The organism is Micromonospora maritima (genome assembly GCF_902825405.1).
Taxonomy (GTDB): Bacteria; Actinomycetota; Actinomycetes; order Mycobacteriales; family Micromonosporaceae; genus Micromonospora; species Micromonospora maritima.
In genome coordinates, this window is record NZ_CADEAU010000091.1 from 1 (window position 1) to 15,021 (window position 15,021).

General features: G+C 73.6%; 16 protein-coding genes. 6 read left to right on the top strand and 10 right to left on the bottom strand.

What is annotated here, in order from left to right; translation table 11 throughout:
• Window positions 1–203 precede the first annotated feature (203 nt).
• Entirely contained in the window at window positions 204–899 is a 696-nt protein-coding gene (locus HUW36_RS11770) for an HAD family hydrolase (protein WP_174528176.1), read from the bottom strand.
• Window positions 900–965: 66 nt separating this feature from the next.
• Between HUW36_RS11770 and HUW36_RS11775 the strand changes: the two genes are divergently transcribed.
• A complete protein-coding gene (locus tag HUW36_RS11775; protein ID WP_174528177.1) occupies window positions 966–1,922 on the top strand; it encodes a DMT family transporter in 957 nt (318 codons plus the stop codon).
• Window positions 1,923–1,949: 27 nt separating this feature from the next.
• On the opposite strand, the gene HUW36_RS11780 is transcribed toward HUW36_RS11775, so the two are convergent.
• Window positions 1,950–2,483: a hypothetical protein gene (locus tag HUW36_RS11780; protein ID WP_174528178.1), complete on the bottom strand. Its 534-nt coding sequence runs from the start codon at window positions 2,481–2,483 to the stop codon at window positions 1,950–1,952.
• A 271-nt stretch (window positions 2,484–2,754) separates the two neighbouring features.
• On the bottom strand, window positions 2,755–3,624 hold the full coding sequence (locus HUW36_RS11785; protein ID WP_174528179.1) for a PhzF family phenazine biosynthesis protein: 870 nt from the start codon (window positions 3,622–3,624) through the stop codon (window positions 2,755–2,757).
• A 33-nt stretch (window positions 3,625–3,657) separates the two neighbouring features.
• Between HUW36_RS11785 and HUW36_RS11790 the strand changes: the two genes are divergently transcribed.
• The 3 genes from HUW36_RS11790 to HUW36_RS11800 are packed head-to-tail and all read left to right on the top strand — an operon-like array spanning window position 3,658 to window position 6,701.
• Window positions 3,658–4,938, top strand: a complete 1,281-nt coding sequence (locus tag HUW36_RS11790; protein ID WP_174528180.1) for a magnesium transporter MgtE N-terminal domain-containing protein — start codon at window positions 3,658–3,660, stop codon at window positions 4,936–4,938.
• Window positions 4,931–5,545, top strand: a complete 615-nt coding sequence (locus HUW36_RS11795) for a DUF1003 domain-containing protein (RefSeq protein WP_174528181.1) — start codon at window positions 4,931–4,933, stop codon at window positions 5,543–5,545. The genes HUW36_RS11790 and HUW36_RS11795 overlap by 8 nt, the downstream gene beginning before the upstream one ends.
• A gap of 10 nt (window positions 5,546–5,555) precedes the next feature.
• Entirely contained in the window at window positions 5,556–6,701 is a 1,146-nt protein-coding gene (locus HUW36_RS11800) for an Mrp/NBP35 family ATP-binding protein (RefSeq protein WP_174528182.1), read from the top strand.
• A gap of 87 nt (window positions 6,702–6,788) precedes the next feature.
• Here HUW36_RS11800 and HUW36_RS11805 read toward each other — a convergent pair whose 3' ends face one another.
• From HUW36_RS11805 to HUW36_RS11840, 7 genes are all read right to left on the bottom strand, one after another.
• Window positions 6,789–7,214, bottom strand: coding sequence for a twin-arginine translocase TatA/TatE family subunit (locus HUW36_RS11805; protein WP_174528183.1), 426 nt, complete (start codon window positions 7,212–7,214; stop codon window positions 6,789–6,791).
• A gap of 73 nt (window positions 7,215–7,287) precedes the next feature.
• Window positions 7,288–8,553, bottom strand: a complete 1,266-nt coding sequence (locus tag HUW36_RS11810; protein WP_246248091.1) for a S1C family serine protease — start codon at window positions 8,551–8,553, stop codon at window positions 7,288–7,290.
• Window positions 8,554–8,594: 41 nt separating this feature from the next.
• Entirely contained in the window at window positions 8,595–9,197 is a 603-nt protein-coding gene (locus HUW36_RS11820) for a class I SAM-dependent methyltransferase (RefSeq protein WP_174528184.1), read from the bottom strand.
• A gap of 23 nt (window positions 9,198–9,220) precedes the next feature.
• Window positions 9,221–9,823 (bottom strand): phosphatase PAP2 family protein, encoded by a 603-nt coding sequence (locus HUW36_RS11825; protein ID WP_174528185.1) that lies wholly within the window; start codon window positions 9,821–9,823, stop codon window positions 9,221–9,223.
• A gap of 23 nt (window positions 9,824–9,846) precedes the next feature.
• Window positions 9,847–10,713 carry a carbohydrate ABC transporter permease gene (locus HUW36_RS11830; RefSeq protein ID WP_174528186.1) on the bottom strand — a complete coding sequence of 289 codons (867 nt, stop codon included), beginning with the start codon at window positions 10,711–10,713 and terminating at the stop codon, window positions 9,847–9,849.
• Window positions 10,713–11,672 carry a carbohydrate ABC transporter permease gene (locus tag HUW36_RS11835; RefSeq protein ID WP_174528187.1) on the bottom strand — a complete coding sequence of 320 codons (960 nt, stop codon included), beginning with the start codon at window positions 11,670–11,672 and terminating at the stop codon, window positions 10,713–10,715. Before HUW36_RS11835 ends, HUW36_RS11830 begins: the two co-directional genes overlap by 1 nt.
• A complete protein-coding gene (locus tag HUW36_RS11840) occupies window positions 11,669–13,060 on the bottom strand; it encodes an ABC transporter substrate-binding protein (RefSeq protein ID WP_174528188.1) in 1,392 nt (463 codons plus the stop codon). The genes HUW36_RS11835 and HUW36_RS11840 overlap by 4 nt, the downstream gene beginning before the upstream one ends.
• Window positions 13,061–13,181: 121 nt before the next feature.
• On the opposite strand from HUW36_RS11840, the gene HUW36_RS11845 reads away from it, so the two are divergent.
• Together HUW36_RS11845 and HUW36_RS11850 are read left to right on the top strand one after the other, a co-directional pair.
• Window positions 13,182–14,219 carry a zinc-binding dehydrogenase gene (locus HUW36_RS11845; protein ID WP_174528189.1) on the top strand — a complete coding sequence of 346 codons (1,038 nt, stop codon included), beginning with the start codon at window positions 13,182–13,184 and terminating at the stop codon, window positions 14,217–14,219.
• Window positions 14,220–15,021, top strand: an 802-nt coding sequence (locus HUW36_RS11850) for a sugar phosphate isomerase/epimerase family protein (protein WP_174528190.1), incomplete at its 3' end; no start/stop codon positions are given.

Below are 15,021 nucleotides of genomic sequence, written 5' to 3' on the forward strand. Positions count from 1 at the left end.
GTCGGCCCGGCGAGGGCCGTGCCAGCGGGCGCCGATCCGGCCCAGCGCGACCCGCTCCGCGTCGTCCAGCGGCGGGAACTCGGCCGACGGCGTGACGACGGTGCCCTGCTCCGCCGCGTCGTCCCGGTCCGCCCCCACCCCCGCACTGTCGTGCACGCCGGCCCGCCCGGTGGCCGGAACGGCCACAGTTCGGCCGACCGGAATCAGCCGACGGCGACCGGTTCGAGCAGGTCGAGCACGTCGGTGAGGCAGGCCAGCTCCGGCCCGTCCCAGCCGTCGTCGGCGTTGAAGACCATGTGCCCGGCGAGGTCCGGTGCGGACAGCCGGAACGCGCGCAGCCCCACCCGCTCCGCGCCGGTGAGTTCCTGGCTGCCGCCGTCGCCCACGTAGAGGCAGTCGGCCGGGGCGCGGCCGAGCCGGTGGCAGGCGGCGAGGTAGAGCGCCGCGTCCGGCTTGCAGCGGCCCATCTGCACCGAGAACACCCGGGCGTCGAGCAGTGGCGCGACCGCGAGCTGGGGCAGGAACGCCGGCAGCTCGTGGGTGCAGTCACTGACCAACCCGGTGCGTACGCCCCGACGGCGCAGCGTGGCCAGCACCGGCACCGCCTCGGGGCGCAGCCGGGTGTCGGCCCGTACGGCCCGGTGGCGGGAGGCGACGGCGGCGCGGACGGTCGCGTCGGAGGGGCGTACGCCCACCTGCGCGCAGACCCACCGCATGGTCGACTCGGCGTCGCCGAAGAACCCGCTGGCCCGTTCGTAGTAGCTGCCGTCGAGCACCTCGACCAGCGCCTCGGTGGAGCAGCCGAGCAGCTCCGCGATGCCCTGGTGGGCGGCTCCGCGCTGGACGCTGTGGGTCAGGGTGCCGAAGAAGTCGAACAGCACCGCGTGGAACCTGGGCATGACGCGTGATCGTAACGGAGTGCTGACGTTCCGTACTGTCGGGTGTCCGTGTGAGGATTGCTCTCCGTGCCCACCGCTCCGCACCGCCCGCCGCTGGACCCGCTGACCCTCGGCGCGCTCGCCCTGGCCGTCGCCGCCGTCTCCTCCTCCGCGCCGCTTGTGGCGTTCGCCGCCGCCCCGGCCCTGGCCATCGCGTTCTGGCGCAACATGTTGTCGGTCGCGGTGCTCGGCCCGGTGGCGCTGGCCCGACGGCGGGCCGAGCTCCGCTCGCTCACCGTCGGGCCGGGCCGGCGGGAAGGGCTCTACTGCGTGCTCTCCGGGGTGGCGCTGGCCGCGCACTTCGCCACCTGGATGCCGAGCGCGCAGCTCACCACCGTGGCGGCCGCAACCGCGCTCGGCGCGACGCAGCCGGTGTGGCAGGGGCTGATCGCCCGCTGGCAGGGACGGCGGCTGCCGGTCGCGGTCTGGGCCGGAATCGGGGTGGCCGTGCTCGGCGCGGCGCTGGCGACCGGCGCCGACTTCGCCGCCTCCGGCCGGGCCTTCGGCGGTGACCTGCTGGCCGTGGCCGGGGGAATGTTCGCGGCCGTCTACACCGCCTTCGGCGAGCGCGCCCGGGCCAGCATCAGCACCACCACCTACACCACCATCTGCTACGGCGTCTGCGCGGTGATCCTGCTGGTCGTCTGCCTGCTCGGCGGGGTCCGCCTGCACGGCTGGGACGGCGGCACCTGGCTGGCGATCCTGGGCCTGGTGGCCGGCGCCCAACTGCTCGGGCACTCGATGTTCAACTACGCCCTGCACCGGGTCTCCGCGACCACGGTCAGCGTGCTCATCCTGCTTGAGGCGCCCGGCGCGGCGCTGATCGGCTGGGCCTGGCTGGGCCAGCTGCCCCGGCCGCTCGCGCTGCCCGGACTGGCGCTGCTGCTGGCCGGCGTCGCCGTGGTCGTGCTCGGTGGGGCGCGCGCCGGTCGCCGGGTCGAGCCGGTCCCCGTACCCGCCGACGCCACGCCGCTGCGGGACTGACACGCCGCTGCGGGACTGAGCGGACGATCAGCGGCGGCGGACCCGGTGCAGGCGGAACGGCTTGCGGACGGCCCGGACCGCCGGGGCCGGTCGGGGCTGCTCGGCCAGGGAGCCGGCCGGCAGGTCGGCTCCGGTCACCGCCGTGCCGGCCGGCGTCAGCCGGTTCAGCGCACAACCCTCGGCCGCCCACCGGGCCACCACCTCGGCGGCCGACCCGGACGCGTTGAGCCGCTTGGCCGCGACCAGCGGGGCGGCGGTGTCCCACTCCTCGGTGCCCGGCCGTAGCCGGGCCACCCGGGCCGGCCAGGTGACGATCCGACCGCCGTGGTCGCCGCGCAGCGTGACGTCGGCCGTGTCGGTGTCGGCCAGCCCGGGCGCGGCCTGCTCGCCGGGGCCGGTCACCACCAGCAGCGCGCCGTCCAGCGGCAGGCACCAGAGCGCGTACGCCGGGCTGCCGGCCACGCTCACCCAGCAGACGGCGGCCTTCTTCACCGCCTCGTCCACCAGTGGCGGGGTCACCCGCTCGTCCACCTCGTCGCTCACCCCGCCATCCTCCCGCATCCCGCGCCTCGGCGCGCACAGCCCGGAGCCGGCGGCTCCGCCCGGTTCCGGCGCCTCCGGCCAGGCCCGATGGTGCGACGCTCGTCGCCTATCGAGCTGATGTCAGAAACGACTCAGCCGGAAGCAGGCCGGGAGCACGGGCCTGGCATACCGGCCGCCCGTCCGCGACCACCGGGACGACAGGCCCTGATATCACCCTCGACTCAGCTCGAAAGGCATTCGAAAGACGGACCGCCCCGGCCGCGTCCGGCTGTCACCTGACCGGGACGGCTCAGCCGACGAAGGGCGGGACGGTGATCTCGCCGCGGGCCACCGGCATCACCTGGCCGGACACCGTCGCGCCCACGGCCGTCCCACCGGACGCGGTCACCGTGCAGGTCAGCGACGACGGGCGGTTGATTTCGACGCCCTGGCGGACGCCGTAGGCCGAGCGCCCCTCACCGGGCAGCAGGCCGCTGGCGACCAGCCAGACGCCCAGGCCCAGGGCGGCAGAGCCGGTCGCCGGGTCCTCCGGCACCCCGAGGCCGGGCACGAAGACCCGGGCGTGCGCGGTTTGCGCGTCGGCATCCCAGGAGAAGAGGCTGACGTGCTCCACGCCGTACCGCTCCGCCGCCGCCGCGTTCAGCCTGGCCCGGGCCACCGCGTCCGGCCGTACCGGCAGGTACGGGAACTCCAGGCCGCACCCGGCCACCCGGGGCGGCGGCCCGGCGTGGTCGGTCGCGGTCAGGCCGACCATCTCCAGCAGCGGCTCCGGGTCCAGCTCCGGGCCGAGGGTGGGGGTGCCGCCGGTCAACGTCGCGCCGGTGGCGGTCACCTCGATCGGCAGCACGCCGGCGCCGCACTCCTGGGTGACCCTGCCCACACCGAAGACCCCACGCCGGCTCGCGGTCACCGCGGCGCCGACGCTCGGGTGCCCCGCGAACGGCAGCTCGTCGACCGGAGTGAAGATCCGGGCGCGGTAGGTCGCGCCGGCCTGGGTGGGCGCCAGCACGAAGACCGTCTCCGACAGGTTGAACTCCTGCGCGAGCGCCTGCATCTGCTCGGTGGCGAGCGACTCCGCGCCGAACACCACGGCCAGCGGGTTGCCGGCGAACGGGCGGTCGGTGAAGACGTCCACGATCTCGTAGGCCAAGGTCGACATGTTGTTAGACACTAGGCCCTTAGGCTGGTGCCCGTGAGCACGCCGAACCGGGTCTACATCGCTCGACTCGCCGGAGTCGCCGTCTTCGACCCGAACGGTGACCAGGTCGGTCGGATCCGTGACGCCGTGGCCCGGATGCGTCCGACCCAGCGACCGCCGGAGGTGGTGGGGTTGGTCGCCGAGATGCCGATGCGGCGACGCATCTTCCTCTCCATCAACCGGATCACCTCCATCGACCCGGACGCCGTCGTGCTCGGCAGCGGCACCCTCAACCTGCGCCGCTTCGAGAAGCGCCCGAACGAGCTGCTGGTCCTCCAGGAGCTGCTCGACCGGCGGGTCCAGCTCGACACCGGGCCGGTCGGTTCGGTGGTGGACGTGGCGATGGAGTGCAGCCGGGGCGGCGAGTGGGCGCTGACCCGGGTCGCCGTCCGCGAACAGACCAACCGGCTCACCCGCCGCGGCCACCTCCACCAGGTCGAGTGGGACCGGGTCCGCGGCCTGGGCGCGGTCGGCGACAACCGGGGTACGGCGAACCTGCTCGCCGTGCTGGAGGACATGCGCCCGGCCGACCTGGCCAACGCCCTCCAGGACCTGCCCGACGCCCGGCGCAACGAGGTGGCCGCCGCGCTCGACGACGAGCGTCTGGCCGACGTGCTGAGCGAGCTGCCCGAACACGACCAGGTGGAGATCCTGGCCGCGCTGGACCGGGAACGGGCCGCCGACGTGCTGGAGGAGATGGACCCGGACGACGCCGCCGACCTGCTCAACGAGCTGCCCCCGCCGGAGCAGGACGTGCTGCTCGACCTGATGGAGCCGGACGAGGCCGACCCGGTACGCCAGCTGCTGCGCTACGCCTCCGGCACCGCCGGCAGCGTGATGACCTCCGAGCCGGTGATCCTGCCGCCGGACGCCACCGTCGCCGAGGCCCTGGCCCGGATCCGCGAGGTGCAGCTCTCACCGGCGGTGGCCGCGCAGGTCTTCGTCACCCGGGCCCCGCTGACCACGCCGACCGGGCGCTACCTGGGTATGGTGCACTTCCAGCGGTTGCTCCGGGAGCCCCCGGCCGACCTGCTCGGCGGGATCGTGGTCAACGACATCGACCCGCTGCGGACGTCGACCCCGCTGACCGAGATCACCCGCCGGATGGCCACCTACGACATGGTGGGCATGCCGGTGGTGGACCGGAACAACCGGCTCGTCGGCGCGGTCACCGTGGACGACGTGCTGGACCACTCCCTGCCGCGCGACTGGCGGGACCGGGACGCGGCGCCGACCCCGTCCGCCACCGACGACGGGACCCTGGACGATGAGTGAGCAGCGACGCGGCGAGCGGCTGGACCAGCCGCGCGCCCCCCGGGGCCTGCACCTGCCCCGGATCGACGCGGACTCCTTCGGCCGCTGGGCCGAGGGGATCGCCCGCGGCATGGGCACGGCGAACTTCCTGGTCTACATGACCCTGGTGCTCGCCGCCTGGTTCCTGTGGAACACGCTCGCCCCGGCCGACCTCCGCTTCGACCCGTACACCTTCACGTTCCTCACCCTGGTGCTCTCGTTGCAGGCCTCGTACGCGGCGCCGCTGATCCTGCTCGCGCAGAACCGGCAGGCGGACCGGGACCGGATCGCGCTGGACGAGGACCGGCGCCGGGCGACCATGCAGAAGGCCGACACGGAATATCTGGCCCGGGAGATCGCGGCCCTGCGGATCGCGATGGGCGACGTGGCGACCCGCGACTTCCTCCGCTCCGAGCTGGCCCGGCTGGCCGAGGAGCTGGACGAGGCGGCCGAGCGGCGGCGCAAGCTGGAGCGGCGGCAGCAGGGACAGGAGAACCGGCGGCCGGCCGGCGGCGACCCGCTCGACGAGCCGCGCGACGAGTTCGACGGTGATTACGCCCACGACGGCCGGCAGGAGAGCCCGACGTAACATTGCGGGCATGTCAGCACCCGTCAGCACCGTCAACGACGCGATCCAGGCCGCCCTGGCCACCGTCAACGACCCGGAGATCCGTCGGCCGATCACCGAACTCGGCATGGTCCGCTCCGCCGAGCGCGACGACGACGGCGTGGTCCGGGTGGAGCTGCTGCTCACCGTGGCCGGCTGCCCGCTGAAGGACAAGCTGCGTACCGACATCACCGCCGCCGTCGGCGCGGTGCCCGGCGTCAGCGGCGTCGAGATCGTCTTCGGTGTGATGAGCCCGGAGCAGCGCCAGGAACTGCAGTCCAAGCTGCGCGGCGGCGGCACCGCCGAACCGGTGATCCCGTTCGCCCAGCCCGGCTCCCGGACCCGGGTCTACGCGGTCGCCAGCGGCAAGGGCGGCGTCGGCAAGTCCAGCGTCACGGTCAACCTGGCCGCCGCGCTGGCCGCCCGCGGCCTGTCGGTCGGCGTGGTGGACGCCGACATCTACGGCCACTCGGTGCCCCGGATGCTCGGCGCGGACGGCGCGCCGACCCGCGTCGAAGACATGATCATGCCGCCGCAGTCGCACGGCGTGAAGGTCATCTCGATCGGCATGTTCACCCCCGGCAACGCGGCGGTGGTCTGGCGCGGCCCGATGCTGCACCGGGCGCTGCAGCAGTTCCTCGCCGACGTCTACTGGGGCGACCTGGACGTGCTCCTGCTCGACCTGCCCCCGGGCACCGGTGACATCGCGATCTCGGTGGCCCAGCTGCTCCCGAACGCGGAGATCCTGGTCGTCACCACCCCGCAGGCGGCCGCCGCCGAGGTGGCCGAGCGGGCCGGGGCGATCGCGCTGCAGACCCACCAGCGGGTGGTCGGCGTGATCGAGAACATGTCCTGGCTCGAGCTGCCGGACGGTTCCCGGATGGAGGTCTTCGGGGCCGGCGGCGGCGAGGCGGTGGCCGAGTCGCTGACCCGGACCATCGGCGCCCAGGTGCCGGTGCTGGGGCAGATCCCGATGGACACCCGGGTCCGCGAGGGCGGCGACGCCGGCCAGCCGATCGTGCTGGCCCAGCCGGACGCGCCCGCCGCGAAGGCCCTGTTCCAGGTGGCCGACCGGCTCGCGGTGCGCCGCGAGTCGCTGCTCGGCAAGCCGCTGGGCCTCAAGCCCGCGGGCCGCTAGACCTCGATCCACCGCTCCCCCACCGCCCCCTTCCGGCCCGCCGGGAGGGGGCGGTCCACGTCCGGCACCGGCCAGGGTCGGGGTGGGTCAGGTGGCGTCGTCGTAGGAGGGGCGGGGGGCCGGCGGGGCGGGGGCGGCGGGGGTCGCGACGGCCGGACGGGGGCCCGGGTTGCGCAGATCCGCGGCCTTCGCGACGTCCTTCAGCTCGTCGTGCACGTCGGTGACGTCGGAGCGCAGGTTGTCGTACATGCTCTGCAACGGCTTCCGGAGCGCCTGCTCGTCCTCCTCGCTGAGCAGGTGCTTGCGGATGAACGCCTTGGGGTGCAGATCCTCCAGCTGGATGTCCGTGCCGAGCTCGCGACTCAGGTCGCCGGTGGCGTTGCGCGCCATGTTGCGCAGGTTGCGCACCATCCGGAGGCCGTCGTTGATCACGTTGGGCAGCTTGTCCCCGAAGATCAACAGCGCCAGGAGCAGCAGGACGCCGATCTCCCACCAGTTCAGGTTCTCGAACACCGCGCCCTCCTCGTCCGTGTCCAGGGCAAGACTACGCACGTGAGGTGGCCGTCGGGGAGGGGGTGACCCGTCCTCACTTCGCGTCCGCGGCGAGCGTCACCGACGCGTTCTGCCGCGACGACCCGCGCCGGTACTCCACCGTCACCACCGAACCCGGTGCGTACTTGCGCACCAGGGCCACCAGATCCGTCGGATCGGTCATCGGGTGCCCGTTCAGCCGGAGCACCACGTCCCCGGTGCGCATCCCGGCCGCCGCCGCCGGGCCCGCCGGCTCGACCGCGTTGAGGCGTACGCCGCCGCCGGTGACACCGGTGCCGCCGACCTGGGCGCCGATCACCGTCCGCCGGGCCTTGCCGGTGCCGATGATGTCCTCGGTGACCCGTTTCGCCTGGTTGATCGGGATGGCGAAGGCGAGGCCGATGTTGCCGGCCTCCTGCCCGTCCGCCACCAACGACTTGATCGTCGAGTTCACGCCGACCACCCGGCCGCCGCCGTCCACCAGCGGGCCGCCCGAGTTGCCGTGGTTGACCGCCGCGTCGGTCTGGATGGCCGCGTAGTAGCGGGTCGGCCCGCCCGGCTCACCGGCCTGCATGGTGCGGTCCAACGCGCTGACGATGCCGGCGGTGACCGTGTTGGCCAGCGACAGCGGCGAGCCCATCGCGAGCACCGGATCACCCACGGCGAGCGCGTCGGAGTCGCCGAACTGCACCGGCGTCAACCCGCTGCGGGTCACCTTGACCACCGCGATGTCCGACTCCGGGTCCTGCCCGACGACGGTCCCCGGGGTGGTGCTGCCGTCGTTGAAGATCACCGTTGCCTTGCCGGGCCCGTCGGCGACCACGTGGTCGTTGGTGACGATGTGCCCGTCGGTGCTCACCACGAAGCCGGAGCCCTCGCTGATGCCGCCGAGACTGGCCACCCGGATGGTGACCACGCTGGGCAGCACCCGCTCGGCGACCCCGGCCAGCGACTCGGGCTTGCGCTGCGCCAGCGCCGGGGCCTGCCCGGCCTGCGCGCCCAGCGTGGGCACGTCGCCGCCGCGCATCAGGGCGTAGGTCGACGCGCTGCCCAACGAGCCGGCCAGCAGCGCGGTGATCAACGAGATCAGCACCACCTGGCGCAGCCCCGGCCGGGTCGGCAGGTCCGGGTCGGTGACCGGCTCCGGCTCGCCCTGACCGGTGCGGGCCAGCAGCAGCGCCGCCTGCAACTCGGTGATGCCGGCCAGACCCTCGCGCCCGGCCACCGCGTACTGCCGGCCGCCGCCGGAGTTGCGGACCAGGTAGACGTCGCCGACCCGGGCGCCGGTGACCCGCTCGGACGGGGCGCCGAGGTCACCCATCGGCGGCGGGACCAGGTCGGCGCCGGCCGGCCGGGTGTGTCTCAGGCGGGTCGGCGCAGCACGGTCACCGCGAACTCGGCGTCGTCGCGCCAGGGTCGCAGGTCCCAGGTGGCGAACCGGTGTTCCAGGCGCAGCCCGGCGGCCACCGCGTCGGCGTCCAGTTCGGCGACCGGGTAGCCCCGGTCGGTGCCGAACCCGACCACCACCAGGCCGTCCGGGCGCACGTGGGCGGCGATCCGGGCCAGCACGACCGGCTCGGTGCCGGGAGCGACGAACGTCATCACGTTGCCGGCGACCACGGCCGCGTCGAACGGCTCGGGTTCGTCCTGCCCGGGCAGGTCCAGTTCGGCCAGGTCGGCGACCAGGAAGCGGGGGCCGGGGTGGTCGGCGCGGGCCGCCTCGACGAGCGTCGGGTCGGCGTCCACCCCGACGAGCGTGTGTCCCCGGGCGGCCAGCGCTCCGGCGACCCGGCCGGTCCCGCAGCCGGCGTCGAGGATCCGCGACGCCGGCGGCACGAGCGCGTCCACCAGCCGGGCCTCACCGGCCAGGTCCGCCCCCTCGGCGGCGAGGCGGCGGAACCGGTCGACGTACCACTGCGAGTGGCCGGGCTTGGTGTCGGTCACCCAGCGGGTCGGCTTGGCCATGACCCCACGGTAACTGATCTTGCTCAGGTGAGCGCGAGGAACACCGCGGCGGCCGACGGCGTGCCGAGCGCCACCCCGGCCAGCACCTGCGGCCAGGTGTGGTCGCGCAGCCGTACCCGGGACCAGCCGACCGCCGCCACCAGCGGCCAGCCGAGCTGCGCCACCGGCCCGAACAGCAGCACCAGCACGGCGACCGTGGCGCCGGCGACCGCGGCGTGGATGCTCAGCTTCCACCAGTGGTTGACCAGCGTGCACGCGGCGCCGACGACGAAGATGACCACGATCACCGCGAACAGTTCGGCCGGCGCGCGCAGCGCGGCCAGCAGGAGCAGTCCGACCGCCACCGAGGTCAGGCCGATCGACAGCGGGCGGGCCCGCTGCCGGTGGTCGCCGACGTGCCGGTCGGTGAGCCGGCCCCGGCGTACGCCGTGCAGGATCACGCCGACCGGGACGACCGCGCAGAACAGCAGTGCGGTGCCGCCCCAGAGCAGCAGGTCGGCGCGGGTGCGGCTGACCCGGACGGCGGCGACCAGCGGCAGCGCGGTGACCAGGACGCCCGGTGCGAGCACCTCGGTGAGCAGCCGGGCCAGCCGCGCGCCGGCCGGGCGCCCCCGTGGTGTTCGCACCGGGTCATCCTGGCACGCCGGGCTCAGCCCTTCTCCGCCCCGCTGGTGAGTCCCTCGGTGAGCAGCCGCTCGCCGGCGAAGAACAGCACCACGATCGGCAGGGTGAGGATGACCGAGCCGGCCATCAGCACGGTCTTGGGCACCTCCACGCCGTCGGCGAGCAGCGACAGCCCGAGCGACACGGTCCACCGGTCCGGCCGGTCGACCAGGAACAGCAGCGCGAACAGGAACTCGTTCCAGGCGATCATGAAGTCGTACAGCGCGACCGCCATCACCGACGGCGCGGCCAGGGGCAGGCTGACCCGGCGGATGATGCCGAGCCGGCCGGCCCCGTCGATCGCCGCCGACTCCTCCAGACTGACCGGGATGGTCTCGAAGTAGTTCTTGAGCATGTAGACCGACACCGGCAGCGTCTGCGAGATGTAGACCAACACCAGCCCGAACAGCGACCCGCGCAGCCCGGCCCGGCTGAACACCACGAACAGTGGGATCGCGATGACGATGGACGGGAACAGGTAGACCGCCAGGAACAGCGCGCTGACCTGCCGCCGGCCGAAGAACCGCAGCCGGGACACCGCGTACGCGCCGGGGATGGCGACCAGCAGGGTGAGCACGGTGGCGGCGAGCGCCACCAGACCACTGTTGCGGATGAACGTGAGAAAGCCCTGGCCGCCGCTCTCGACGGACTTCAACACCTCCGCGTACGTGGCGACGGTCAGCTCGCCGAACGGCACCCAGAGCGAGCCGGGGTCGAGCAGCAGGCGTTCGATCGGGCGCACCGAGAGCACCAGCATGTACCAGAACGGCAGCAGCGTGACCACCAGGAAGCCGGCGATCACCAGCCGGCGCAGCCAGCGCAGGCTGACCGTCTCGATCCGGTCGCGGTCCATCACGCCTCCCGTCGCGCGCCGAAGAAGCGCAGGTAGATGGCCACGAACACGAGCAGCACGACGGCCAGCACGACCGCCTGGGCGGCGGCCGCGCCGATGTCGGTGCGGGCGGTGAGGAACTGGTAGACCCGGACGCTGACCACCTCGGTGCCGGCCGAACCGCCGGTGAGCAGGTAGACGTCGTCGAACTTGTTGAACGTCATGATGAAGCGCAGCACGCCGATCAGCGCGATCACCGGCAGGAGCTGGGGCAGCAGGATGTGCCGGAACCGCTGGGTCGGCGTCGCCCCGTCCACCCGGGCGGCCTCCTCCAGCTCGCCCGGTACGGCCTGAAGCCGGGCCAGCAGGAACAGGAACGCGAACGGGAAGTAGCGCCACGCCTCGAACGCGATCACGGTCCACAGCGCGGTGGACTCCTGGGACAGGAACGCCACCGGGGCGTCCCAGCCGAGGAACCGCCGGCCCCAGTCGTTGACGATGCCGAGCTGCGGGTCGAGCATCACCTGCCAGACGAACGTCATGGCGACCACCGGCGCCACGTACGGCAGCAGCATCGACGCCCGCACCAGGGTGCGGCCCCGGAACGGCCCGCGTACGGCCAGCGCCGCCACCAGGCCGACCACGATCGACCCGACGGTGCCGCCGACGCTGTAGAGCACGGTGGTCCAGAGCGTGTCGGCGAAGCCGGGGGTGTGCAGCACCCGGTCGACGTTGTCCAGGGTCAGCTCGCCGAAGAGTCCGGTCTTGCGCAGGGTCGCCAGGCGTACCCGTTGGAAGGCCAGCACCACGGTCCAGACGATCGGGATGCCGATCACCGCGACCACGACGAGCAGTGTCGGCGCGACCAGCGCGAGCCCGGCGCGGGACTCGCGGCGGCGCAGGGTCAGCGGCCGGCGGCCGGGTCGGCGGGGCCGCTCCGGGGTGGGGGAGCGGCCGGCCTCCGGCGCGGTCGTGGTCAATTGACGCCCTTGGCGATGGCGTCCACGTCCTTCTTGGCCCGGTCCGCCGCGCCTCGGGCGTCGGACTTGCCGCCGACCACGTCGGCGAGCGCCTTGGGCACCGGCAGCTCACCGAGGATGGCACCGACCAGCTTGCCCTGGCCCTGGGTCAGGCCCCAGCGCTGGAACGTGTCCGGGCTCTCCCGCAGGGTGGCGAGCACGTCGTCGCCGTAGACCTCGGAGAGCGGCTTCTTGGTGTCCACGCCGGCCGGGCTGGTGTTCCAGGCGGTGCGGAACTTCTGCTTGTCCTCCTTGGTGCCGGTGCGCACCGGGAAGCGTCCCTCCGGGGACATGCCGAACCAGCGCGGGTAGCCGTCGGAGAGCATGTACTCCACGAAGGACTTCGCCGGGTCGGCGGCGCCGTCGAGCACCGCCCAGGAGCTGACCTCGCCGTACTGGGCCGGTTCGGTGCCGTTCGGGCCCTTGATGGCGGTGACGAAGCCGCTGTTGCGCGCCAGCCAGGCCGGGTCGGACTGGCACTGCGGGCAGGTGGGGCGGGCGTCGTTGCGCAGCCCGGCCAGCTCGTCGAGGATGAACGGCGACCAGATCAGCATGGCCGCCTTGCCGGCGAAGTAGGTGGCCCGGGTGGTGTCGACGTCCTGGGCGCCCTTGACCGAGTTGTTCCGCATCAGGTCCCCGTAGAAGCGGAACGCCTCGACGCACTCCGGTGAGTCCAGTGTGACCTTCCCGGCGTCGTCGGTGAGCTGGCAGTTGTTGGCCAGCGCGAGGTGCTCGAAGGTCTGCTGGGTGAACACGTCGCCGGGGGCGGTCGCCGCGGTGATGCCGGCGACCCCGCCGGTGTTCAGCTTCGCCGCCGCGGCGGCGATCTTCTCGTACGTGTCGGGGGCCGGCAGGCCGGCGGCGTCGAACAGGTCCTTGCGGTAGACCAGCAGTTGGCCCCACCCGTCGCTGGGCACGGCGAGCTGCCGGCCGTCGTCGCTGGTCAGCTCCAGCGCGCGGGGGGAGAAGGTGTCCCGGCCGAGGGCGTCGACGACGGCGCCGTTGGCGTCGGGCTCCAGCAGCTCGTTGCCGGCGAGGGTGCGTACGCCGGCGAGCGAGACCGAGCCGACCACGTCGGGCAGGTCGCCGGCGGCGGCGCTGGAGGCGATCAGGGACGGGAACTGGTCCTCGTTGACGGTGACGAGGTTGACCTTGACGCCGGTCTTGGCGGTGTAGTCGGCGATGATCGCCTTGGTGGCGTTGACCCGGTCCGCCACGTCCTCCAGGCTCCACACGGTGATCTGGGAACTGTCGGATTTCTGCCCGTCGTCGCTGCAGGCGGTCGCGCCGACCCCGGCCAGTGCCAGGATCAGGCTCGAAGCGAGCAGCCGTGTTGAGGGTGATGACATCGGTGGCACTCCTCTCGAGAGAGCACGGCGTGGCATCAATACCCACCGATTCATCAATCTAATCACATATGCCCATTTTTTCGGTTAGAATCGAGGTCGGCACTTCCCTCGGAGCGACGCCATGGGCAACTGGGTTGTCTCTCTGGCCGGGCCCCGGCACGTACGCCTGGAGCCCTGCCCCCCGGACCGGCTCGGGCCGGGCCAGGTCCGCGTCCGCACCTGCTACTCCGGCATCTCGGCCGGCACCGAGCTGACCCTCTACCGCGGCAGCAACCCCCGCCTCCGCAAGGACTGGGACGCCACCGCCCGGATGTTCGTGCCCCGGCAGGCCACCCCCGCGTACCCGGTGGTGGGCTTCGGGTACGAGGAGGTCGGCGAGATCGTCGAGGTCGCGCCCGACGTCGCCGACCGCCGGGTCGGCCAGCTCGTCTGGGGCATCTGGGGACACCGCGCCGAAGCGGTGCTCCCCGCCGACGCGGCGCACCCGCTCGCCCCCGGCCTCGACCCGCTCACCGCCGTCTTCGCCCGCCCCGGAGCCATCGCGCTGACCGCCGTGCTCGCCGGCGACCTGCACCTCGGCGACTGGGTGGGCGTCTTCGGGCAGGGCGTGATCGGGCTGCTCGGCACCCGGCTCGCGGTGCTGTCCGGTGCGCGGGTGGTCGCCGTGGACCGGGTGCCGGCACGGCTCACCCACGCCACCCGGCTCGGCGCCCGCCGGGTCGTCGACGCCGGCACCGACTCGGCCGCCGCCGCGCTGCGCGCGGAGACCGACGGCCGGGGCGCCGACGTCTGCCTGGAGCTGTCCGGCTCCTACCCGGCGCTGCACGAGGCGATCCGGGCCACCGCCCACGCCGGCCGCGTCGTCGCCGCCGGCTTCTACCAGGGGTACGCCCACGGGCTGGAACTCGGCGAGGAGTTCCACCACAACCGGATCCAGCTGGTGGCCGCCCAGGTCTCCGGGCCGGACCCGGCACCCGGCACGGCCGGCCGGTGGTCCGGAACCCGGATCGCGCACACCTTCATGGACCTGGTGGCGGAGGGCAGCGTCGACCCGCTGCCGCTGGTGAGCCACGTCGTCGACGCGGGCGCGGTGGCCGACGCCCTGGCGTTGCTCGACCGCGGTGACGGTGACGTCCTCCAAGTGGTGCTGAGGTTCTGAATGGACATCCCCCTGGCCTGCCAGGAGCAACTGCTCCCCGGCGCCGACCTGACCGAGAAGTACGCCCTCGCCGTGTCCCTCGGCTACCAGGGCATCGAACTGCGCGGGCGGGGCGACCTCGCCCTGGCCCGACGGCTGCCGGAGCTGCGGCGGGCCCGCGCCGCCGGCGTGGTCACCCCGACCGTCTGCGTCGAGATGGACCACTTCATCGGCGACTTCGACCCGGAGCGCTCCCGGGACGCGGTCCGCAACCTGCGCTCCCAGCTCTCCGTCATCGCCGAGCTGGGCGGCATCGGCGCGATGACCCCGGCCGCCTGGGGCATGTTCTCCCGCCGGCTGCCCCCGTTCGAGCCGCCCCGGTCGCCCGAGCGCGACCGGCAGGTCCTCGTCGACGCCCTGGGCGAGCTGGCCGAGCACGCCCGGGCCGAGGGGGTCACCGTGTTCCTCGAACCGCTCAACCGGTACGAGGACCACATGGTCAACCGCCTCGACCAGGCGGTCGAGCTGTGCCGCGCGGTCGGCTCGCCCGGCGTGCGGGTGGTCGCCGACACCTACCACATGAACATCGAGGAGGACGATCCCCTCGCGGCGCTGCGCGCCGCCGCCCCCCACCTGGGGCACGTGCAGGTCAGCGACTCCAACCGGCACCAGCCCGGCGCCGGGCACCTGGACTGGGACGCGCTGCTGGCCACGCTCGACGACCTCGGCTACCCCGGCTGGCTGGCGTTGGAGTGCCGGCTGCGCGGCGAGCCGGTCGCGGCGCTGCGCCAGGCCGCCACCGTGCTGCGTCCGGCCCGTCCCC

Bases quoted from the DNA above. Each gene is read 5' to 3' on its own strand.
- HUW36_RS11770 (WP_174528176.1), bottom strand. From the start codon at position 899: ATGCCCAGGTTCCACGCGGTGCTGTTCGACTTCTTCGGCACCCTGACC.
- HUW36_RS11780 (WP_174528178.1), bottom strand. From the start codon at position 2,483: ATGCGGGAGGATGGCGGGGTGAGCGACGAGGTGGACGAGCGGGTGACC.
- HUW36_RS11785 (WP_174528179.1), bottom strand. From the start codon at position 3,624: ATGTCGACCTTGGCCTACGAGATCGTGGACGTCTTCACCGACCGCCCG.
- HUW36_RS11795 (WP_174528181.1), top strand. From the start codon at position 4,931: ATGAGTGAGCAGCGACGCGGCGAGCGGCTGGACCAGCCGCGCGCCCCC.
- HUW36_RS11800 (WP_174528182.1), top strand. From the start codon at position 5,556: ATGTCAGCACCCGTCAGCACCGTCAACGACGCGATCCAGGCCGCCCTG.
- HUW36_RS11810 (WP_246248091.1), bottom strand. From the start codon at position 8,553: ATGGGTGACCTCGGCGCCCCGTCCGAGCGGGTCACCGGCGCCCGGGTC.
- HUW36_RS11820 (WP_174528184.1), bottom strand. From the start codon at position 9,197: ATGGCCAAGCCGACCCGCTGGGTGACCGACACCAAGCCCGGCCACTCG.
- HUW36_RS11830 (WP_174528186.1), bottom strand. From the start codon at position 10,713: ATGGACCGCGACCGGATCGAGACGGTCAGCCTGCGCTGGCTGCGCCGG.
- HUW36_RS11840 (WP_174528188.1), bottom strand. From the start codon at position 13,060: ATGTCATCACCCTCAACACGGCTGCTCGCTTCGAGCCTGATCCTGGCA.
- HUW36_RS11845 (WP_174528189.1), top strand. From the start codon at position 13,182: ATGGGCAACTGGGTTGTCTCTCTGGCCGGGCCCCGGCACGTACGCCTG.